Here is a 17,738-nt window from a genome sequence, read left to right on the forward strand (position 1 = left end):
ATGGAAGGGGCTTGCACCGTGGCATGTGCGGGTGGGAGAGGGAGTGCTGGCCATGGTGGGTCGCGCCCGCTGCGTGGGTGTCGGACGCGCTTGCATCATGGTGCTGGCCAAGGGAATAGCCGGACACAGGTCAGGTCTGGCGGCAGTTGACGGGGCTGGTTCCTACACACGCTGCGGCATTGGCGCACGTTGGCACGGGGGTGAGATGGTTAATGTTGGCTCCGTAGCGACGGTGGTCCTCGCCCGCCAAGGAGCCCATGCACCCAACCTCCAACCTCCGAAACCGCTGTGTTGCTGTTCGCAGTGGCCTCCTGCGGCGGTCGCATCGCACTCCGGCGCTCTTATCAAACCACCGAGCCAGGCTGCGTTGAGCGGAGCTGCCCACAAGAACACCATGCCCCACAAGACCGCCTCCCAAGACACTCCCGATGCCACCGGACGCTTTGGCGCGCTGCGCGAGGGCTTGCTTTTGGTGGCTGCGGCGCTGTTGTTGCTGGTTGCGCCGCCCGCGCAGCAACCGTCGGGAACAGTGTCGGACTTTCCGCGCGGCGCCTCCATCGCTGGCCCAGTGGCCGCCTCGCCTGCGCAGCCAAAGCTGGCCCCCTCACCCGCGCCGCGCCTGGCACAGTTCGGCGGCCAGGAGGCTTCTGCGGAGGTGCGGCAGATTGCCAACTGGACTTTCCACTCCGGTGACCACCAGCAACGCGCCGTGGTGGTCGTCGACAAGAAGGATGCCAAGGTCTACGTCTTCGACGCGGGCGGCCGGCTTCAGGGCGCGGCGCCCGCGCTTTTGGGCTCGGCCATTGGCGACCACACGGTGCCGGGCATCGGCGACAAGCCGATTGCCCAGGTGCTCCCTGCAGAGCGCACTACGCCGGCCGGCCGTTTCATCGCCGAACCCGGCGTGAACGCCAATGGCGAGGACGTGGTGTGGGTGGACTACGACGCGGCGGTCTCCATGCACCGCGTGCGTGCCAACGTGAAGGCCGAGCGCCGGCTGGAGCGGCTGGCCTCCAAGACCGCCAAGGACAACCGCATCTCCTTTGGCTGCATCAACCTGCCGGTGTCGTTCTACGAAAAAGTGCTGAGCCCCGCGGTGCGCCGCACGGGCGCGGTGGTGTACGTGCTGCCTGAGACACAGCCGGCCGCCCGGCTGTTTGGTGCTTACGACGTGCCGCACGCGGCCCGCAGCACGCCGCAGTAGACGCTGAGGTTGTACGCGCGGCGGTACTAGCCCCAGCATTTTTGTGGTGCTCGGCATTGCGCTGCTGCGTGCCACATCGCCCATCGCACTTCACAAAGGGGAGATTCGTAGGAGCGCGGCAAGCTCGGTGGCGGTGTGCGCGTTGAATGGGTCAGCCAGGGGCCGCTGCACCCCCAAGCCGCGCCCTCGTCAATGCGGCCTGCGCCCGTGTGGGACACGCGCAGCCGCTGACAGGCCGCTTGTCCGACACGGCTTGCGGTCTGCAGATGACGGCGCGGCCTTAACGAAGCCCTAGTCTGAGTGCAGCTGGCGATGTTGCTGGCGATTTCATTTCCATCTACATCAAGGAGTCTCCCAATGACTGCATCGAACCCACTGAAGAAATTGCTCGCAGGCTTGGCCACCGTCGCCGTTGTTGGCACCGCCATTGCCCAGGGCACGCCACCCACCACAGCGAGCCCCAACGCGGCCACCGGTGCGGGCCAGCAAAGCTCGCAAAACACGCCCATGGGTACCACGGGCACCCAGGGCGGCAACACCGGCAGTGCCACTACCGGCACGGGCAATGCCGCGGGCTCGAGCGCCGGTTCTTCGTCGGGCTCCAGCGCCACCATGGGTTCGGGCAATTCGAACAGCAGCATGTCGGGCAGTGGCGGTACCACCAGCCGTCCTGCGCGTGCTGACCGCAACTAAGCGGCGGCCTTCGGCCACGACAAAAAGCCGGGCTTGCCCGGCTTTTTTGTCGTGTGCAGGGACTACGTCATTGGCTCCGACCTACCGCCCCCGCTGGATAGCGACTTTCTGTCCGCCCTACCGCCAATGGGACGCGCCGGCTGCGCGGGCGGGCGGCCGGCAGCAGGCGGCATCGCTGTCGTTCACTCAGCGCCCAAATACGGCCGCGCCGCAGCATTGGCACGCGCCGATACAACCTGCCTGCAGGGCCCGGCGCAGCCCCACGGTACACTTTGCGCCTTCTGAATCCGGTTCCCGCGCCCCTTTCCACATCCCCATCCATGGCCCTTACGACGGCGGCTCAGGCCCGCACCAGCTTTGATCTCAAGAGCGCCTCGCTGCCGGTGGTGGCTGTGTTGCTCAAGACCACCGATGCCGCGCAGTTCGCGGCGGATCTGGCCGAGCGCGTGGCCGATGCACCAGGCTTTTTTGACAATGACCCGGTTCTGATCGACCTGGCGGCCGTGAAGGACGCCGAGGCACCCATCGATTTCGCGGCCATCACGGCCGAGCTGCGCAGCCACAGCACGCTGCCCGTGGCCGTGCGTGGCGGCAGCCCCGCGCAGATGGACGCCGCACGCGCAGCAGGCCTGGCGGCCGCACCCGATGCGGCGCCGGTGCGCGCGGAGAGCGCGGCACCTGAGGTGCGTGAAGTGATTCGCGAGGTGGAAGTGGTGCGCGAGGTGGAGGTGCCTATCGCCGGCCCCGGCACCATGGTGGTGGACAAGCCCCTGCGCTCGGGCCAGCAGGTGTACGCGCGCGGCGCCGACCTGGTGGTGATGGCCGTGGTGAGTTTTGGTGCCGAGGTAATCGCCGACGGCAACATCCACGTCTATGCCCCGCTGCGCGGCCGGGCGATCGCCGGTGCACGCGGCAACACCGAGGCGCGGGTGTTCAGCACCTGCCTGGAGCCCCAACTGGTGTCGATTGCAGGCATCTACCGCACCACCGAAACCGAGCTTCCCGACAACGTGCGGGGCAAGCCGGCGCAGGTGCGGCTGGACGGCGAAAAACTGATCATCGAGCCGCTCTGATCGGCATGAACCCCCGGCCGATCTGCCCACCGAATTCGTTTCTTTTCAATTCATTCATTCATCGTCCATTTGGACCAACGCAAGGACTTTGCACAACATGGCCAAAATCGTCGTCGTGACCTCCGGCAAGGGTGGGGTAGGCAAGACCACCACCAGCGCCAGTTTTGCCACCGGCCTCGCACTGCGCGGCCACAAGACCGCTGTGATCGACTTTGACGTCGGCCTGCGCAACCTGGACCTCATCATGGGCTGCGAACGCCGCGTGGTGTACGACCTGATCAACGTGATCCACGGCGAGGCGAACCTGAACCAGGCGCTCATCAAGGACAAGCAGTGCGACAACCTGTTTGTGCTGGCCGCCAGCCAGACGCGCGACAAGGATGCGCTCTCGCAAGACGGCGTTGAAAAGGTGCTGAAAGACCTGGCCGCGATGGACTTCGAGTACATCGTCTGCGACTCGCCCGCCGGCATCGAGAGCGGTGCGCTCATGGCGATGCACTTTGCCGACGAGGCGCTGCTCGTGACCAACCCCGAGGTGTCGTCCGTGCGCGATTCGGACCGCATCCTGGGCATGCTGGGCAGCAAGACCAAACGCGCCATCGATGGCGGCGAGCCGATCAAGGAGCACCTGCTCATCACCCGCTACAACCCCAGCCGCGTGGAAGATGGCCAGATGCTGAGCCTGGAGGACATCCAGGACATCCTGCGCATCAAGCTGATCGGCGTGATCCCCGAATCCGAAACGGTGCTGCAGTCGTCCAACCAGGGCACGCCCGCCATCCATGCGCAGGGCACCGATGTGTCCGAGGCGTACAAGGACGTGATCGACCGTTTTCTGGGTGCCACCGACAAGCCGCTGCGCTTCATCGAAGCAGAAAAGCCCAGCTTCTTCAAACGCCTGTTCGGGAGCAAATAAGCCATGGCTTCTTTCCTTTCCTTCCTGCTTGGCGAAAAGAAAAAGACGGCCAGCGTCGCCAAGGAGCGCCTGCAGATCATCCTGGCGCACGAACGCAACGGCCGCAACGCGTCGGAGCCCGACTACCTGCCCGCGCTGCAGCGCGAACTCGTGGCCGTGATCTCCAAGTATGTGAAGATCAACCCCGACGACCTCAAGGTGCACCTGGAGCGCCAGGACAACCTGGAAGTGCTCGAAGTCAAGATCGAGTTGCCCGATACGGTCAGGTAAGCACCTCCTGAGTCGCTTCGCGCCTTCCCCCTCTCTCGACTTGCTGCGCAAGTAGGGAGGGGGACGCCCCCAGCGCGGCGGGCGGCCTTTGCGCGGGGGCGCTGGCGTTGGCCGCGCCGGTTGCATGGATTGCGCGCAAGGCTATCAATGTCGGAAAGGTCCCAACGCATGCTGTCCCATGTGTTCATCGGCGTGAACGATTTCGAGCGCGCCATGGCGTTCTACAGCCTGGTGCTGGAGCGCCTGGGCCTGGCGCTGCGCTTTGCCGAGCCTGAAGGGCCCTGGGCCGGCTGGCAGACGCCCGGTGTGGCGCGGCCGCTGTTTCTCATCGGCCGACCGTTTGACGAACAGGCCGCCCAGCCCGGCAACGGCGCCATGAACGCGCTGCTGGCCGCCGACCGGGCGACGGTGGACGCAGTGCACGCCCTGGCGCTGCGCCACGGCGGCACTTGCGACGGGCCGCCGGGCTTGCGGCCGCACTACCACGCCCACTACTACGGCGCGTACTTTCGGGACCCGGAGGGCAACAAGCTGTGCGTGTGTTGCCATGACCCGGTCTGACCAGGGCTGAGACGGCGGAGCGCCTTCCTAAGCGTTCGGATGCCACGCTGAAAGCCGCCCCGCTGGTGAGAGGGCGCAGTGCCTAGTGCCCCCGCACCGCGCCCCTGCCGGCATCAGCGCGCGTGTTTGGCCCACTTGCCGGCCAGCGCCTGCGCAATGCTGAGGCTGCGCCGCCCGGGCACCAGCGTGGCGGTCTGGCCCTGGCTCAGCGTGCCGGGCTCCTGTACCGCCAGGTAGTAGCCGCAGCGGCCCGTAAGCGCCATCGCACGCCCGGCCTGGGCATACCCCATCACGGCGTTGAACTTGTAGCAGGGCTCGCGCGGGGCCGTGACGCGCAGCACGCAGTCGGGGAAATGCCACTCGTCGCCCACAAACACCTCGTGTTCCAGCGGGCCGTCCACGGTGAGGTTTTCGCCCACGAAGCCTGGGGGCAGCATCTCGTCGAAAAGACTCACGCCCTGCTCGCGGCGCTGCGCTCGCCAGTACGCGTAGTGCGCCGCAGGGTAGGCGTACACGGCCTTTTGCAGCCCACCGTGGATGGACAGGTCCACCTGCTCGTCCCCCTGCAGGCCCAGCGGCCCCACGGCCACGGTGGTGTGCGGCACGGGCGCTTTGCCGATGCCGGTGAGGATGGAGCGCTCGCCCACGCGCAGGCGCTGGGCGGTACCGATGTTGATGCTCTGGATGTGCATGGAAGGCCAGGTGGGCGCAGGATCGCTTGGACAGCGGGCGCTGCAGCGTCTGGTGGGCCGCTACAGCGGGTGCTCGGTGTAGAAGCGTCCGCCGTGGTACAGCAAGGGCGGCACGCCCGCGCGGTGGCTGCAGCGCTCGACCTCGCCCACAAAAATCACATGGTCGCCTTCTTCATAGCGGCTGCGGTTGAAGCATTCGAACGTGGCGGCAGCGCCAGCCAGCACGGGCGCATCGCTGATGCCCGGGCTGTGTTCCACGCCGCTCCAGCGGTCCACACCGCGTGCGGCAAAACGTTCGGCCAGCGCCTTTTGGTCGGCCGCCAGCACGTTGATGGCGTAGTGCGAACCGTTGGCAAATGCGGGCATGGAGGCCGCGGCGCGCGACAGGCTCCAGAGCACGAGCGGCGGGTCCAGCGAGACCGAGTTGAACGAGCTGGCCGTGAGCCCGATCAGCTCGCCCTGGGCGTTGCGCGCGGTGACGATGGTCACGCCCGTGGCAAACATGCCCAGCGCATCGCGGAACTCGCGTGTGGAGAAGCTGGGCGGGCGGGCAAGGGGAGTGCGGGGCGAAGGGCGGGTCACGGAAAGCGGGCCAGGCGGCGGGGCGGGGGGATGGAACTATTATGGAGTGCTGCCCGCCACCGCGTTGTCGCGGGGTTACCGATCCTCCCATGGCCCTCCTCCCTACCTTTTCCACCCTGGGCTCCGGCCCCACCGTGCTTTTGCTGCACGACGCCGATGGCGACCACCTCACCTTCGCGCCCCAGGTCGAAATGCTGGCCAGCGCCGGCTACCGCGCCGTGGCCTGGGACATGCCCGGCTATGGCCACAGCGCCCCGATCGAGCCCTACACCTTCAAGGGCCTGGCAGAAAGCTGCCTGGCGCTGACCGATGCGTTGCAGTGCGGGCCCGTGGTGCTGGTGGGGCATGGTATGGGCGCCATGGTGGCGCTCGAGGTGAGTGTGCGCCGGCCGGCGCTGGTGCGGCGCCTGGTGCTGTGCGCCGGTGGCCCTGCTCTGGACGCGCGGGCCAGCGCCGAATGGGTGGCACCGCGGCTGCAAGCTTTGAAGGACTTGGAGGCAGGCGGGGACATGGAGCAGCTGGCGCAAACCCTGGTGCCCCAGTTCATCGGCACGGGGGCGCTGCCCGAGGGCGTGCGCCTGGCCACACACGCGCTGTCGCAGGTGTTCCCCGGGGCCTACCGGCGGGCGCTGGAGGCCCTGTCCACGTTCGGCCGCGGCGCCGCAGAATTGCGGCAGCTGCACATTCCCACCCTGCTCATCGGCGGCGCCAACGACCGCTGCACACCGCCCGAGGCCCTGCAGGCCCTGGCCCATGTGCTGCCGGACGCCGAGCACCTGCAGCTGCCCCACGTGGGCCACTGGCCGCAGCTGGAAGACCCCGAGGGCTTTGACGGCGCGCTGCTGGATTTTCTGGCGCGCTCGCGCGTGCTGCACTGATATTGCGGAAGGCGCAGCGGGCCACTGCGCCGGCTGCCAGCAGGCATGATCGCGCCCTCTATGTGGTTTGTTCTCAAGAAAATCCTGTCCGCGCTGCTGATGCCGCCCGTGCTCAGCATCCTCCTGGCTTTTGTGGGGCTGTGGATCGCGCGGCGCCACCGCCGCACCGGCCTGCTGATCGCCGTGTTGTCCCTGTTGTCGGTACTGGCGCTGTCCTGGCCCCCCGTGTCGAACGCGCTGGTGCGCAGCCTGGAGCGGCACCCGGCCATCACCCCGGCGGAGCTTGCGCGCGCGCAGGCTATCGTGGTGCTGGGGGGCGGCGCCGACGCCACGGCGCCCGACAACGGCCAGGACGTGCTGAGCCGTGGAGCACGCGAGCGGGTGCGCTACGCCGTCGCGCTGCAGCGCCAGACGGGGCTCCCCATCCTGGCCACGGGTGGCTCGTTCGGTGGCAGCCGGGCCGAGTCGCTGGTCATGAAAGAGGTGGTGGAGCGTGAGCTGCGCGGCCGCGTGCGCTGGACCGAGGTGCATTCGCTTGACACAGCGGGCAACGCCGAAAACTCTGCACCCCTGCTCAAGGCCGCGGGCATCGAGCGCGTGGCGCTGGTGACGCACAGCTGGCACATGGTGCGCTCGGCCGACCTGTTCCGGCGCCAGGGGCTGGAGGTGCTGCCCGCGCCCATGGGCTTCAACTCCCTGTCACCCCACCGCCTGCAGCGCGTGTTGCCGCGTGCATCGGCGCTGGCAGACAGCAGCCTGGCGTTGCACGAATGGCTGGGCATCCTGGCCCAGCGGGGCGGCGCGTGGGTCCGCCGGGTGGTCGGTTCGCGCTAGGGATAGCCTGCATAACTCCCTGCGGTCTGTGATAGCGCGGCGTCGGGCGGTCTACTGCGTTGCTTTTCTTGCCAATAGCCGGGCTATTGGCTGCAAAAAGACGCCTTGTAGCCCATCCCGATCCGCACTCTCACCGCCTCGCGAGGGTTATGCAGGCCATCCCTAGCCGATTGGTGTGGGCGGCAAGCTCCAGCCCCGAGCCAGCAGCTCCTCTTGCAACCCTGCGAGCGCCAGCGCTGCACCAGCATGGGCTTCCAGCTCGATATGGATGCTGTTCTGCGGTTCCTGCGGCTCCCACAAATCGCCGCGCACGCGGCAGGCGGCCCGCCCCAGGGCGGCACCGCAATGCGCCTGCCAATAGAAGTCGTAGCTCTGGTTGGCGCCATGCCGCTCGATGAAGCGCGGTCTGTGCGCGCCCAGGGCATCGAATACACGCTGTGCCGCTGATTGGAGGCCCGTTCCAGGCGGTGGCAACAGCAGCAGCGTACGGGCGGTCACAGCGACTGTGTACGGTCGGAGGCGCCGGTGGCCGGTGTCAGGCCCGTGCCAAAAAAGTCGCTGCGGCGTCCACAGCCTGTGTGTCTGCTTGCACCGCGGCCGGTGGGCCGCCCTTGCCCCAGAGCGCGCCGCCCCAGGTCATCGACAGAAAACGCGCGCACAGCTCCACCGAATCGATCATCGGCTGGGCCTTGGCGCGGTCGCCGCTGGTCGTGATGAGCGCCAGTGTCTTGGCGCCCATCGGCTCCTTGAAGGCCAGGCCGGGCACGCGCATCCACGCGCTCCAGTGGTCCAGGTAGGTCTTGAGCGGCGAAGGGATGCTGTACCAGTAGACCGGCGCGACAAAAACGATGTGCGTGGCCACGAGCGTGGCGTCCAGCAGCGTCTTCATGTCGCCCTCGGCCGGCGCATAGGTGCCCGAGGTATGGCGCTGGTCCACAAAGGCCGGCAGGTCCATGCGTGCCAGGTGGTGCCAGGTTTGCGCGGTGCCGGCGGGCAGCGCGGCAGCCGCCTGGCGTGCGAGCCACTCGGTGTTGCCGATGTGGCCGGGTTCGCGGGTGGAGGTGGTGAGAAAGAGGTAGTGCGGTGCGGCGGGCGTGGTCATGGCGCGATGGTAGCGGTGCCCTGCAGACCCATGCCGGGTGCCAGGTATGCAAGGCACAGCGCCACCAGTGCCTGCTCGAATTCGGGGCTGTCCAGCAGCGGGGACTGTTCCAGCGACGCCGCCCGCACCGCACCCATGAAGGCGCGGGTGAGCACAAACAACTGGGCGGGTGTGGGCGCGGGCAGGTGGTGGTCCTCGGCCATGCGCTGCAGGTGCAAGGCCAGGCGTTCGCTGGTGCCACGCACCGATACCAACATGGAGGTGCGGTAGTCGAGCTGCCAGGACAGGCGTGCCAAAGCGCGCCCTGCCGGCGGCCCGGCGCCAAAAGCCTGGAGGTAGTGCCGCGCATAGCGGCGCACCTGCTGCTCGGGCGTCCAGCCTTCGGCACGGGCCTGGGCCAGCAATGCGTCCAGCTCCAGCATCACGCGGTCGCAATGCTGGTCGAGCATGGCCGCGAGGATTGCCTCCTTGCTGGGGAAGTACTGGTAGAGCGATCCCACCGACACCCCCGCCGTCTCGGCGATGCGGTTGGTGGTGAGGCCCGCTTCGCCCTCTGTTTCCACGATGCGCGCGACGGCCCCAAAGATCGCGTCCACAGTGAACTGAGAGCGCTCTTGTCGGGGCGTACGGCGGGGGGCGGGTGGGGCAGGCGGCATGGGCAAAACGTGAGCGCAAGGCGAGTAGGCGGCAAGGCCGCCGGTGATTATCCTGCCGCCATCAACCCCAGGAGACCCCCAAAGTGCCCGAAGAAAGCCGCCCCCTTGCCTTGAAAGCCACGACGGGCGCTGCAGGCCTGCCGGCGCCTGGCACTGCGGGCGCTGCACCGTACCAGTGCCATGGCGCTGGCGCTGTTTGTGGTGGCGCACCTGCTGGGGCATCTGGCGGGCGTGGCGGGGACGGCGGCGCACCAGTCGGTGCTGGAGGCCTTGCGCCTGGTCTACCGGCAGCCGGTGGTGGAGGCGCTGCTGCTGGGCTGCGTGCTCTTCCAGGCGGGCAGTGGCCTGGTGCTGCTGTGGCGGGGACGCGGCCGGCGCCGGGGTGCCGTGGCCTGGTTGCAGGCGCTGTCGGGGGGCTATCTGGCGCTGTTCCTGGCGATCCACGTGGGCGCAGTGCTGCAAGGCCGCGCGCAGGGGTTGGACACCAATCTGCACTTTGCGGCGGCGGGCATGCAGGTACCGCCCTGGCCGTGGTTCTTTGGCCCGTACTACTTCCTCGCAGTGCTGGCGTTTTGGACCCATGCAGGCTGTGCGCTGCACTGGAACCTGCAGCCCGCGGTGCGGACCAAGGCCCTGGTGGTGGCCATGGTGGCCGGGGTGCTGTGGGGCGCCTGCCTGGTCGCTTTGCTGGCGGGCGGCTTCCATGCGTTGGAGATCCCGGGCCGCTACCTTGCACCCCTGGCCGCGCTGGCGGGCCGGGGTTGAAGAGCGAAGGAGAGCCGGCGTCAGGCCACCTTGGCCGTCATCTGCCGCGTGCCGCGTTCTGCGCCGCAGAAGCCGAAGTCAATGGCGGGCACCGTGCCGCTGATGAGTTCGGCCAGCGCCTTGCCCGAGCCCGCACCGTGCGTCCAGCCGAGCGTGCCGTGGCCTGCGTTCACCCACAGCTTCCCCACGCGGGTCTGGCCGATGAAAGGGATGTTGGTGGGCGTGGCCGGGCGCAGGCCCGTCCAGTACTGCGGGTCGCCGCCTTCTTCGGGCGTGCGGGTGTCGCACACGCCGGGCAGGATGGTCTCGATGCGGCGCGAGAGCATGTGGCAGCGCGCCCGGGCCAGCGTGCTGTCGAGCGACAGGTCATAGCCGCCCAGCTCGATGGTGCCGGCCACACGCAGGTGGTTGCCCAGCCGGCTCATGGCGATCTTCTTGCCGTCGTCGATGGTGGAGACCATCGGCGCGCCCTCCGGCCGCAGCAAGGGGAACGTCGCGCTGTAGCCCTTGCCGGGGTAGATCGGCAGGTCCACACCCACGGTGCGCAGCAGGGGCGCGCTGTACGAGCCGCAGGCCACCACGATGGCGTCGGCCTTCAAAATGAAGTCTTTTTTGCCTCCAGCGCTTGATTGGCGTGGCATGACTGCTACTGAATCAATAGCATTGCCAATTTTGTTCAGCCGCAGCACGTCGTGGCCGTACAGGAACTGCGCGCCCCGTGCCACGCAGCGCCGCGCAAGCTCTTGCGTGAACACGCGCGCATCGCCGCTTTCGTCGGTGCTGGTGTAGGTGCCGCCGGTGATCTTGTCGCCGTAGGCCTTGAACGCAGGCTCGATCTGCAGCAGCTCTTCGCGGCTCACCACGCGGCGCTGCACGCCGTGCTTGCGCATGAGCTCGACCGCATGGCCCGCGGCGTCAAACGATTTCTGGTCGGTGTAGAAGTGGGCGATGCCGCGTTCGAGCCGGTTGTATTCGATGCCGGTGGTCGCCACGAGGTCCTTGAGGGCGGCGTGGCTGTAGGCACCCAGCGCCACGATCTGCTGCACGTTGCGCTCAAAGGCCGCATCGTTGCACTGCGCCAGGAACTGCAGGCCCCAGCGCCATTGCTGCCAGTCCATCTGCGGGCGAAACAGCAGCGGTGCCTCTTTGTCGAACATCCACTTGAGCGCCTTGAGCGGGGCTTCACGGTTGGCCCAGGGTTCGCAGTAGCTCACCGAGATCTGTGCCGCGTTGGCAAAGCTGGTTTCCAGCGCCGCATCGGGCTGGCGGTCGACCACGATAACTTCGTGGCCCCGCTCCAGCAGGTGCCATGCCGTGCTGATGCCGATGATGCCGGCGCCCAAAACGATGGTTTTCATGGACGGCAGTGTCATCCACATTGCATTCCATCAAAAGCAAAATTAAACTCAATCCAAGTGCATCAGTCTGTCTAATGCAGCGGGCCCCCGCATGGCCCCACCTGCGCCCTTCGTCAAAACCTTTGCCATGAGCTCCTACGACCCCGCCGCCCTGGAATGCCTTGCCGCCATTGTTGAAGAGGGCGGCTTCGAACGCGCGGCCCAGCGCCTCAACGTGACCCAGTCCGCCGTGTCGCAGCGCCTGCGCGCGCTGGAGGCGCAGGTGGGCTCGGTGCTCATCGTGCGCAGCCGCCCGCTGCGGCCCACGTCGGCGGGGCAATTGCTGCTCAAGCACACCAAGCAGCTGCGGCTGCTGCGGGCCGACCTGGAGCGCGACCTGCATGACTTGGCACCCAGTGCACCGGGCGGCACGCGCGAGGACGAGCGGATCTCCATGGCCATCAACGCCGACAGCATTGCCACCTGGGCCATGGGGGCGCTGCACGAGCTGGTGCGCCAGCGCCTGCCGCTCGAAATCATCGTGGACGACCAGGATTTCACGCAGGAGTGGCTGCGCTCGGGCCAGGTGCTGGGCTGCGTGACCACGCTCAAGCAAGCTTTGCGGGGCTGCAAGATGGTGCCACTGGGCGCCATGCACTATGTGGCGGTGGCGTCGGCCAGTTACGCAGAGCAGCACCTGCCCCACGGGCTCACGCCGCACAACTTTCGCGACGTGCCGTTCCTGGCGTTCAACCGCAAGGACGACATGGCCGCCGAGTTCGTGGCCCGGGCTTTTGGCCTCAAGCGCGTGGCGCTCAACCACCTGTTCGTGCCCGGCACCGAGGCACAGATGCGTGCCGTGGCAGCCGGCTGGGCCGTGGGGGTGGTGCCCCAGTTGCTGGCCCGCGGCCCAATTGCCGACGGCAGCATGGTGGACCTGGCACCCGGCCGTTCTTTGCCGATCCAGCTGTATTGGCACTGCTGGAACCTGGAATCCGCCGTGCTGGACGCCTTGACGGCCGCGCTCACCACCACCGCGGCCAGCACGCTGGAGCCGCCTGCCGCCTAGGTTGCACAAGGAACCGGAGCGTGTGGGGCACGATTCCCGCTGGGTAAAACGTGAACGATCAAGTTGCATTGCAACTTAGGCATTTATTTTTCTACTGGAATGTATAAAATAGAGCCTATGCAAGCGCAGCCCACCAAACCCTCCTTTAAAGAGCAGATGCACCAAGCACGTGAGGACGCCATCCTGCGCTCCACGTGCCAACTGCTCGGCGAGAAGGCGTTCGACGCCATGACCATGGACGACGTGGCCAACGCCGTCGGTATTGCCAAGGCCAGTCTCTACAAGCACTTTTGCAGCAAGGAAGAGCTGTGCAGTGCCGCAATGGTGCAAATCCTCGGGCGGGTGCAGGCCTACCTCGAAAGCCTGCCGGCCGAAATGCCACCTATCGACAAGCTGCAGGCCCTGGTGCGCTGGTCGCTCGAGCGGCTTTTGACTAATGAGATGCCCCTGCTGCCCAGCCGCAATTCCACCCTGCGTGCGGTGCTGATGGCCAACAAGGATTACCTGAACGGCCTGGTTACTGTGAGCGATCAGATTGGCGAGTGGATCACCCTGGCCCAGTCCCAGGGCCTGATCAACCCCGGCCTGCCGCCAGTGGTGGTTCTGTACACCCTGTTTGCACGGGCCTGCGACCCGGTGGTCAGCTTCCTCAAGGAGAGCGGGCAGTACTCGGACGAGGAAATCGTCAAGCTGGTCGTGCGCACCTGTTTTGACGGGCTGGCAGCGCGCTCGTAGTCTTTCTTGCAGCGTCCGTCGCCCACGAGGCGATGGAGAGACTCACGAAAAAAAGCCCGGCATGCCGGGCTTTTTGCATGGGCTGCCTGAATCGCTACCGCTTATTTGGGCAGCAGCACCTTGTCCAGCGCGTGGATCACGCCGTTGCTGGTGAAAACGTCGGTCGCCGCGATGCCGCTTTGCCGCATGTTCTGGTCCGTGATCACCAGGCTGGAGTTGATGGTGAACGTCTGGCCTTGCACCGTCGTGATGGCGGTGTTGACCGGGACTTCGGCCTTGAGCACGCGGCCGGGCACGACGTGGTACGTGAGCACCGAGGTGAGCAAGGCCTTGTTGGCGAGCAACGCTTCCTTGGTCACCCCCAGCTCGGCCAGAAGGCTTGCAAACGCGGCGTTGGTCGGCGCAAACACGGTGAAGGGGCCGGCCCCCTGCAGGGTGGTGACCAGGCCCGCGGCAGCCACTGCCTCCACGAGGATGCTGAAGTCGGGCAAGGCCGATGCCGTGGCCACGATGTCCTTGTTGGCCGGCAGCAGGACCCGGTCGACCAGATGCACCACGCCATTGCTTGCCGGGATGTCGGTGGCGGTGAGGGTGCTGGTCCGGTTGCGGCCGTCGGTAATCTTCAGGCTGCCAGCCGCCGACTCGATCTTGAAAAAGCCGCCCGAGACCGGCGTGACCGCCTTGCCCAGCGGTACGTCGGCACGCAGTACCTTGCTGCCCAGCACGTGATACGTCAGCACTGCGGTCAACAAAGGCTTGTCGGCCAGCAGGGCTTCCTTGGTCACGCCCAGTTCTGTCAGCAACGCCGCAAAGGCTGCATTGGTCGGGGCGAACACGGTGAGTGTTCCGGTGCTGAGTGTGGGTGCCAAGCCGGCTGCGACGACGGCCTCAACCAGGATGCTCAGGTCCGGATTGGCCTGCGCGACTTCGACGATATTGCGCTCGGGCGCGTCGTTGTCACTGCCGCCGCAGGCCTGCAACAGGGTGGCGCTGCCGGCCAGGGCGGCGGTCAAAAGCACGGTGCGGCGGTTCAATACAAGCGAGTGGTTCATAGGACGGCTCCTCGTTCCTTGTGGGTAGGGATTGGGTGGGGAGGGTGGGTGGATGTGTGGCGGGATGCTGCGCGCCGGCCGCTCACTTGGGCATCAGCACGGTGTCGATTGCGTGGATCACGCCGTTGCTGGCGGCCACGTCCGCGGCCACCACCTTGGACTTGTCGACCATGACGCCGAAACCGGTGGTCACCGTGAGCTCCTGTCCCTGGACCGTCTTGACCATGCCGGGCTTCACGTCCTTGGCCATCACCTTGCCGGGGACCACGTGGTAGGTCAGCACCTTGGTCAGCGCAGCCTTGTCGGCCAGCAAGCCATCAAGCGTCGCCTTGGGAATCTTGGCGAAGGCTTCGTCCGTCGGCGCAAACACCGTGAACGGGCCCGGGCCCTTGAGGGTGTCCACCAGCCCTGCGGCCTGCACCGCTGCCACAAGGGTCTTGAAATTGCCGGCCTTCACCGCCGTGTCAACGATGTCCTGGGCCAAGGCACCAAACGTGGCTCCTGCCGTGAGGGCCAGTCCGATCAATGTCTTCTTCATGGGGCGCTCCTTCAGTATTTCGAGGGAAATGGGTACGCCAAGATGGGCGTGGCCGGAATGTATAACTGAACGGTACTGATGTAAACCGAATAGTCACACAATAACCAATGGGTTTTATCGGGGCAAAAAAATGGCCCTGCGTGAAGGCAGGGCCTGTATCGGAAGGGGGTGAGCGGTTTAGCGCACCAGCAGCACCGGCAACCTGGAGTGCGCCAGCACGTGGGTAGTGACCGAACCCATCACCAGCGTGGCCAGCGCGCCGTGGCCGTGCGAGCCCATCACCAGCAGGTCGAATTTGCCCGCGTCAGCCACCTTGGCGATGTTCTCCCCCACCGAGCCGACCTTGACGATGCGTTTGGCGTCCACGCTGTGGCGCGCGAGGAATTTGCACACGGGGTTGAGAACCTTCTCGGCCTCTTCGGCGTAGTAGCTGTCGACCACCTCTTTGCCCAGCGCCGAGCGCGCACGGGCGGGCAGCGGCGCCTGCACGGTGAGGACGGTGTACTGGTGAGAGCCGCCCAGAAGCTCGTCATGCGTAGCCAGGTAGGCCAGCATCTTTTTGGTGAACGTGCTGCCGTCGACAGCAAGAAGGATGTTCATGTTTTTCTCCTGGAAGGGATGGTCAGACTACCGTGCGCGGGCTTTTGTTGTCTTGACCTGGATCAGGTGTTTTCATCCTGCACGTGCGGCGCAGTGGTGCCCCGCGCGGTCATCATACGGTGAGGCAGCAGCGCGGCTGGAAGGTAGCCTGCTCGCCCTTGCGGGCATAGCCCAGCGGGTTGGCCACCACCCGGCAACGCCATGGCCTGCCGTCGGCATGCACGCCCTCGGCGGTGTAGTCGCTGGGCGCGTGCAGGTGGCCGTGCAGCCACAGCTGCGCATGGGGCAGCAGCGCGTCCAGCCCGTTGCAGAAACCGGCCGTGCCGGGCACGAGGCCGTAGCGTGGATCCGCGCTGCGCAGGCTGGGGGCGAAGTGTGTGACCACCACCGTGGGCCCATCGAATGGGGCGGCGAGCGCGGCGGTGAGCCATGCCTGGCTGACCAGCGCCTCTTCGCGCATGGGCTCTGCCAAAAAAGGTTCGCCGTGGCGCGTGCCACCGGTCTTGCGCAGATAAAAATTGGCGGCCCGAAACGCCTTGTCGCGCAGCTTCAGGCGGCGAGTGAGGTCGGTGGCACCCTCATGGTCAGCGAGCGCATCGAAGTCGCTCCACAACGTGGCTCCGATAAAACGGACCCCGCCGAGTTGCAGTGTTTCGCGTTCCAGCCACTGGATGCCCAAACGCTTGCAGGTGTGGCGCAACCGCTGGTGGGCCTCGTCGAAGTCCTGTGCGTCGTACTCATGGTTGCCGGGCACAAAAAGCACCGGGGTGGGCCAGCCGGCGTACTGTGGCAGGGGTGAAAACCGGGCAAGGCCAAAGTCGTCGTCGGTGAGCCGGGAGCCGGTTTGGTACGAACCCACGTCGCCAGCGAGGACCAGCACGTCGGCGCCGGGCGCGGGTTCTGGTTTGAAGTGGGGGTGGGCTTCCAGGTGCAGATCGGAGAGCAATTGAATCTTCATGCAGCGCGCAGTCTACGGCCTCGCACCCAAGGGCCCGTTGACGATCTCACAGGGGATCGCGCTCAACCCTTCGGGCAGTGGCCTTTGCGTGCGGGCTGCGGCGTTGCGGCGCTTGCCAATAGCCGAGCTGTTGGCTGCACACCGCGCCTAGCATCCCATCCCGCAAAGACCGCTGCGCGACCCCTGGGAGATCGTCAACAGGCTCTTAAGCCTCCGGGAAGGTGCGGCGCGCCGACCGGGCCAACGCCTGGAGCAGCCAGGTCATGGCCGTCTGCTGGGGCCCGCGGCGGCGCCACAGGGCGTCCACGTGCACGGGCGGCACGTCGAGCGGCAAAGCGCGTTGCACCAAGGCGTCTGCAATGCCCGTGACCGGTACAAAGTGGCGCGGCAGCACGCTGAGCAGGTCCGACCCGGACACCACCCGCCCCGCCGTGAAGAACTGGTTGACGGTGATCACCACCTTGCGCTTGCGCCCCAGCGACGCCAGCGCCTCGTCGATGAAGCCGAAAGGGCGTCCGGAAAAGCTCACCAGCATGTGCCTCGCCGCGCAGTAGGCATCCAGCGTCAGAGGCGCCAGGGCCAGCGGGTGACCCTGGCGCATCACGCAGACGTACTCGCCGTCGTACAGGCGCCGGCTCTCAAAGGACACCGCATCGCCCGATTGGGCCCGGGCCGTGAGGTCGGCCAGCACGGCGGGAAAGTAGCCCACGGCCATGTCCGCGGCTTCTTCGTCCAGCAGGCGCCGCGGATCACGCGTGGTCAGCGGCAACACGCGGATCGCAATGCCCGGCGCCTCGCGTTCGATGATCTCCACCAGAGCCGGCACCAGCGTGGCGGCCGTGGCGTCGGCCATGGCCAGCACAAACGTGGATTCGGCTGTGGCGGGGTCGAACTGCCCCGGGGACAGCGACTCCTGCAGGTGGGCCAGCGCCTCTCGCACCGGTGGCCACAGGGCGAGCGCACGGGCGGTGGGCTCCACGCCTTGCCCGCTGCGCACCAGCAAATCATCGCCCACCACCTCGCGCAGGCGGCGCATAGCATTGCTTACCGCCGGTTGGGTGATCGAGAGCTTGTGGGCCGCACGCGTCAGGCTGCGTTCGGCCATCACCTCGTCGAACACGCGCAGCAGGTTGAGATCGAGGGAGCGGAAATTGACGGGCGCCATGGCAAATCATCACCGATGTGAATATCAATGATTCAAAATATAAACTTGAATGTGCAAA

At 66.7% G+C, this 17,738-nt stretch carries 22 protein-coding genes; 11 read left to right on the forward strand and 11 right to left on the reverse strand.

What is annotated here, in order from left to right; translation table 11 throughout:
- Nucleotides 1-394: 394 nt before the first annotated feature.
- From ACSQ3Q_RS00875 to ACSQ3Q_RS00900, 6 genes are all read left to right on the forward strand, one after another.
- Nucleotides 395-1,204, forward strand: coding sequence for a hypothetical protein (locus ACSQ3Q_RS00875; protein ID WP_436132556.1), 810 nt, complete (start codon nt 395-397; stop codon nt 1,202-1,204).
- A 357-nt stretch (nt 1,205-1,561) separates the two neighbouring features.
- Nucleotides 1,562-1,897, forward strand: coding sequence for a proteophosphoglycan ppg4 (locus tag ACSQ3Q_RS00880; RefSeq protein ID WP_436132557.1), 336 nt, complete (start codon nt 1,562-1,564; stop codon nt 1,895-1,897).
- 320 nt (nt 1,898-2,217) lie between these two features.
- Nucleotides 2,218-2,970 carry a septum site-determining protein MinC gene (minC, locus tag ACSQ3Q_RS00885; RefSeq protein ID WP_436132558.1) on the forward strand — a complete coding sequence of 251 codons (753 nt, stop codon included), beginning with the start codon at nt 2,218-2,220 and terminating at the stop codon, nt 2,968-2,970.
- A 97-nt stretch (nt 2,971-3,067) separates the two neighbouring features.
- Nucleotides 3,068-3,886, forward strand: a complete 819-nt coding sequence (minD, locus tag ACSQ3Q_RS00890; protein WP_436132559.1) for a septum site-determining protein MinD — start codon at nt 3,068-3,070, stop codon at nt 3,884-3,886.
- A 3-nt stretch (nt 3,887-3,889) separates the two neighbouring features.
- Nucleotides 3,890-4,156, forward strand: coding sequence for a cell division topological specificity factor MinE (minE, locus tag ACSQ3Q_RS00895; protein WP_015011987.1), 267 nt, complete (start codon nt 3,890-3,892; stop codon nt 4,154-4,156).
- Between the two features lie 168 nt (nt 4,157-4,324).
- Nucleotides 4,325-4,717, forward strand: a complete 393-nt coding sequence (locus ACSQ3Q_RS00900) for a VOC family protein (protein ID WP_436132560.1) — start codon at nt 4,325-4,327, stop codon at nt 4,715-4,717.
- A gap of 113 nt (nt 4,718-4,830) precedes the next feature.
- Here the strand turns inward: ACSQ3Q_RS00900 and ACSQ3Q_RS00905 are convergent, their stop codons facing one another.
- Both ACSQ3Q_RS00905 and ACSQ3Q_RS00910 read right to left on the reverse strand, forming a co-directional pair.
- A complete protein-coding gene (locus tag ACSQ3Q_RS00905; RefSeq protein WP_436132561.1) occupies nt 4,831-5,409 on the reverse strand; it encodes an MOSC domain-containing protein in 579 nt (192 codons plus the stop codon).
- 60 nt (nt 5,410-5,469) lie between these two features.
- Complete coding sequence (locus ACSQ3Q_RS00910; protein WP_436132562.1) at nt 5,470-5,991, reverse strand: flavin reductase family protein; 522 nt, start codon at nt 5,989-5,991, stop codon at nt 5,470-5,472.
- 89 nt (nt 5,992-6,080) lie between these two features.
- On the opposite strand from ACSQ3Q_RS00910, the gene ACSQ3Q_RS00915 reads away from it, so the two are divergent.
- On the forward strand, nt 6,081-6,869 hold the full coding sequence (locus tag ACSQ3Q_RS00915; protein ID WP_436132563.1) for an alpha/beta fold hydrolase: 789 nt from the start codon (nt 6,081-6,083) through the stop codon (nt 6,867-6,869).
- A gap of 45 nt (nt 6,870-6,914) precedes the next feature.
- Nucleotides 6,915-7,703, forward strand: coding sequence for a YdcF family protein (locus ACSQ3Q_RS00920; RefSeq protein WP_436132564.1), 789 nt, complete (start codon nt 6,915-6,917; stop codon nt 7,701-7,703).
- Between the two features lie 162 nt (nt 7,704-7,865).
- On the opposite strand, the gene ACSQ3Q_RS00925 is transcribed toward ACSQ3Q_RS00920, so the two are convergent.
- The 3 genes from ACSQ3Q_RS00925 to ACSQ3Q_RS00935 are packed head-to-tail and all read right to left on the reverse strand — an operon-like array spanning nt 7,866 to nt 9,461.
- Nucleotides 7,866-8,201, reverse strand: coding sequence for a hypothetical protein (locus ACSQ3Q_RS00925; RefSeq protein ID WP_436132565.1), 336 nt, complete (start codon nt 8,199-8,201; stop codon nt 7,866-7,868).
- A gap of 37 nt (nt 8,202-8,238) precedes the next feature.
- A complete protein-coding gene (locus ACSQ3Q_RS00930) occupies nt 8,239-8,805 on the reverse strand; it encodes an NAD(P)H-dependent oxidoreductase (protein ID WP_436132566.1) in 567 nt (188 codons plus the stop codon).
- On the reverse strand, nt 8,802-9,461 hold the full coding sequence (locus ACSQ3Q_RS00935; protein ID WP_436132567.1) for a TetR/AcrR family transcriptional regulator: 660 nt from the start codon (nt 9,459-9,461) through the stop codon (nt 8,802-8,804). The genes ACSQ3Q_RS00930 and ACSQ3Q_RS00935 overlap by 4 nt, the downstream gene beginning before the upstream one ends.
- A 180-nt stretch (nt 9,462-9,641) precedes the next feature.
- Between ACSQ3Q_RS00935 and ACSQ3Q_RS00940 the strand changes: the two genes are divergently transcribed.
- Nucleotides 9,642-10,226 (forward strand): hypothetical protein, encoded by a 585-nt coding sequence (locus ACSQ3Q_RS00940; protein WP_436132568.1) that lies wholly within the window; start codon nt 9,642-9,644, stop codon nt 10,224-10,226.
- 20 nt (nt 10,227-10,246) lie between these two features.
- On the opposite strand, the gene ACSQ3Q_RS00945 is transcribed toward ACSQ3Q_RS00940, so the two are convergent.
- On the reverse strand, nt 10,247-11,584 hold the full coding sequence (locus ACSQ3Q_RS00945; protein WP_436132569.1) for a D-amino acid dehydrogenase: 1,338 nt from the start codon (nt 11,582-11,584) through the stop codon (nt 10,247-10,249).
- 127 nt (nt 11,585-11,711) lie between these two features.
- Here ACSQ3Q_RS00945 and ACSQ3Q_RS00950 point away from each other — a divergent pair, with 127 nt between their 5' ends.
- On the forward strand, nt 11,712-12,632 hold the full coding sequence (locus ACSQ3Q_RS00950; RefSeq protein WP_436132570.1) for a LysR family transcriptional regulator ArgP: 921 nt from the start codon (nt 11,712-11,714) through the stop codon (nt 12,630-12,632).
- Between the two features lie 156 nt (nt 12,633-12,788).
- Nucleotides 12,789-13,367: a TetR/AcrR family transcriptional regulator gene (locus ACSQ3Q_RS00955; RefSeq protein WP_436132571.1), complete on the forward strand. Its 579-nt coding sequence runs from the start codon at nt 12,789-12,791 to the stop codon at nt 13,365-13,367.
- Nucleotides 13,368-13,468: 101 nt separating this feature from the next.
- Here ACSQ3Q_RS00955 and ACSQ3Q_RS00960 read toward each other — a convergent pair whose 3' ends face one another.
- The 5 genes from ACSQ3Q_RS00960 to ACSQ3Q_RS00980 form a co-directional block, all read right to left on the reverse strand.
- Nucleotides 13,469-14,419, reverse strand: a complete 951-nt coding sequence (locus tag ACSQ3Q_RS00960) for a fasciclin domain-containing protein (RefSeq protein ID WP_436132572.1) — start codon at nt 14,417-14,419, stop codon at nt 13,469-13,471.
- Between the two features lie 82 nt (nt 14,420-14,501).
- Nucleotides 14,502-14,957 carry a fasciclin domain-containing protein gene (locus tag ACSQ3Q_RS00965; RefSeq protein WP_436132573.1) on the reverse strand — a complete coding sequence of 152 codons (456 nt, stop codon included), beginning with the start codon at nt 14,955-14,957 and terminating at the stop codon, nt 14,502-14,504.
- Nucleotides 14,958-15,134: 177 nt separating this feature from the next.
- Complete coding sequence (locus tag ACSQ3Q_RS00970) at nt 15,135-15,557, reverse strand: universal stress protein (protein WP_436132574.1); 423 nt, start codon at nt 15,555-15,557, stop codon at nt 15,135-15,137.
- A gap of 112 nt (nt 15,558-15,669) precedes the next feature.
- Entirely contained in the window at nt 15,670-16,515 is an 846-nt protein-coding gene (locus ACSQ3Q_RS00975; RefSeq protein WP_436132575.1) for a metallophosphoesterase, read from the reverse strand.
- Between the two features lie 205 nt (nt 16,516-16,720).
- Complete coding sequence (locus ACSQ3Q_RS00980) at nt 16,721-17,680, reverse strand: LysR family transcriptional regulator (protein WP_436132576.1); 960 nt, start codon at nt 17,678-17,680, stop codon at nt 16,721-16,723.
- Nucleotides 17,681-17,738: the final 58 nt, after the last annotated feature.

It is taken from the genome of Acidovorax sp. LjRoot129, from assembly GCF_964253765.1.
Classification (GTDB): domain Bacteria; phylum Pseudomonadota; class Gammaproteobacteria; order Burkholderiales; family Burkholderiaceae_C; genus Acidovorax.

Excerpts from the sequence above, each read along its gene's own strand:
- ACSQ3Q_RS00875 (WP_436132556.1), top strand. The coding sequence starts at position 395 with ATGCCCCACAAGACCGCCTCCCAAGACACTCCCGATGCCACCGGACGC.
- ACSQ3Q_RS00880 (WP_436132557.1), top strand. The coding sequence starts at position 1,562 with ATGACTGCATCGAACCCACTGAAGAAATTGCTCGCAGGCTTGGCCACC.
- minC (WP_436132558.1), top strand. The coding sequence starts at position 2,218 with ATGGCCCTTACGACGGCGGCTCAGGCCCGCACCAGCTTTGATCTCAAG.
- minD (WP_436132559.1), top strand. The coding sequence starts at position 3,068 with ATGGCCAAAATCGTCGTCGTGACCTCCGGCAAGGGTGGGGTAGGCAAG.
- minE (WP_015011987.1), top strand. The coding sequence starts at position 3,890 with ATGGCTTCTTTCCTTTCCTTCCTGCTTGGCGAAAAGAAAAAGACGGCC.
- ACSQ3Q_RS00900 (WP_436132560.1), top strand. The coding sequence starts at position 4,325 with ATGCTGTCCCATGTGTTCATCGGCGTGAACGATTTCGAGCGCGCCATG.
- ACSQ3Q_RS00905 (WP_436132561.1), bottom strand. The coding sequence starts at position 5,409 with ATGCACATCCAGAGCATCAACATCGGTACCGCCCAGCGCCTGCGCGTG.
- ACSQ3Q_RS00915 (WP_436132563.1), top strand. The coding sequence starts at position 6,081 with ATGGCCCTCCTCCCTACCTTTTCCACCCTGGGCTCCGGCCCCACCGTG.
- ACSQ3Q_RS00920 (WP_436132564.1), top strand. The coding sequence starts at position 6,915 with ATGATCGCGCCCTCTATGTGGTTTGTTCTCAAGAAAATCCTGTCCGCG.
- ACSQ3Q_RS00930 (WP_436132566.1), bottom strand. The coding sequence starts at position 8,805 with ATGACCACGCCCGCCGCACCGCACTACCTCTTTCTCACCACCTCCACC.
- ACSQ3Q_RS00935 (WP_436132567.1), bottom strand. The coding sequence starts at position 9,461 with ATGCCGCCTGCCCCACCCGCCCCCCGCCGTACGCCCCGACAAGAGCGC.
- ACSQ3Q_RS00940 (WP_436132568.1), top strand. The coding sequence starts at position 9,642 with ATGGCGCTGGCGCTGTTTGTGGTGGCGCACCTGCTGGGGCATCTGGCG.
- ACSQ3Q_RS00945 (WP_436132569.1), bottom strand. The coding sequence starts at position 11,584 with ATGAAAACCATCGTTTTGGGCGCCGGCATCATCGGCATCAGCACGGCA.
- ACSQ3Q_RS00950 (WP_436132570.1), top strand. The coding sequence starts at position 11,712 with ATGAGCTCCTACGACCCCGCCGCCCTGGAATGCCTTGCCGCCATTGTT.
- ACSQ3Q_RS00955 (WP_436132571.1), top strand. The coding sequence starts at position 12,789 with ATGCACCAAGCACGTGAGGACGCCATCCTGCGCTCCACGTGCCAACTG.
- ACSQ3Q_RS00960 (WP_436132572.1), bottom strand. The coding sequence starts at position 14,419 with ATGAACCACTCGCTTGTATTGAACCGCCGCACCGTGCTTTTGACCGCC.
- ACSQ3Q_RS00965 (WP_436132573.1), bottom strand. The coding sequence starts at position 14,957 with ATGAAGAAGACATTGATCGGACTGGCCCTCACGGCAGGAGCCACGTTT.
- ACSQ3Q_RS00970 (WP_436132574.1), bottom strand. The coding sequence starts at position 15,557 with ATGAACATCCTTCTTGCTGTCGACGGCAGCACGTTCACCAAAAAGATG.
- ACSQ3Q_RS00975 (WP_436132575.1), bottom strand. The coding sequence starts at position 16,515 with ATGAAGATTCAATTGCTCTCCGATCTGCACCTGGAAGCCCACCCCCAC.
- ACSQ3Q_RS00980 (WP_436132576.1), bottom strand. The coding sequence starts at position 17,680 with ATGGCGCCCGTCAATTTCCGCTCCCTCGATCTCAACCTGCTGCGCGTG.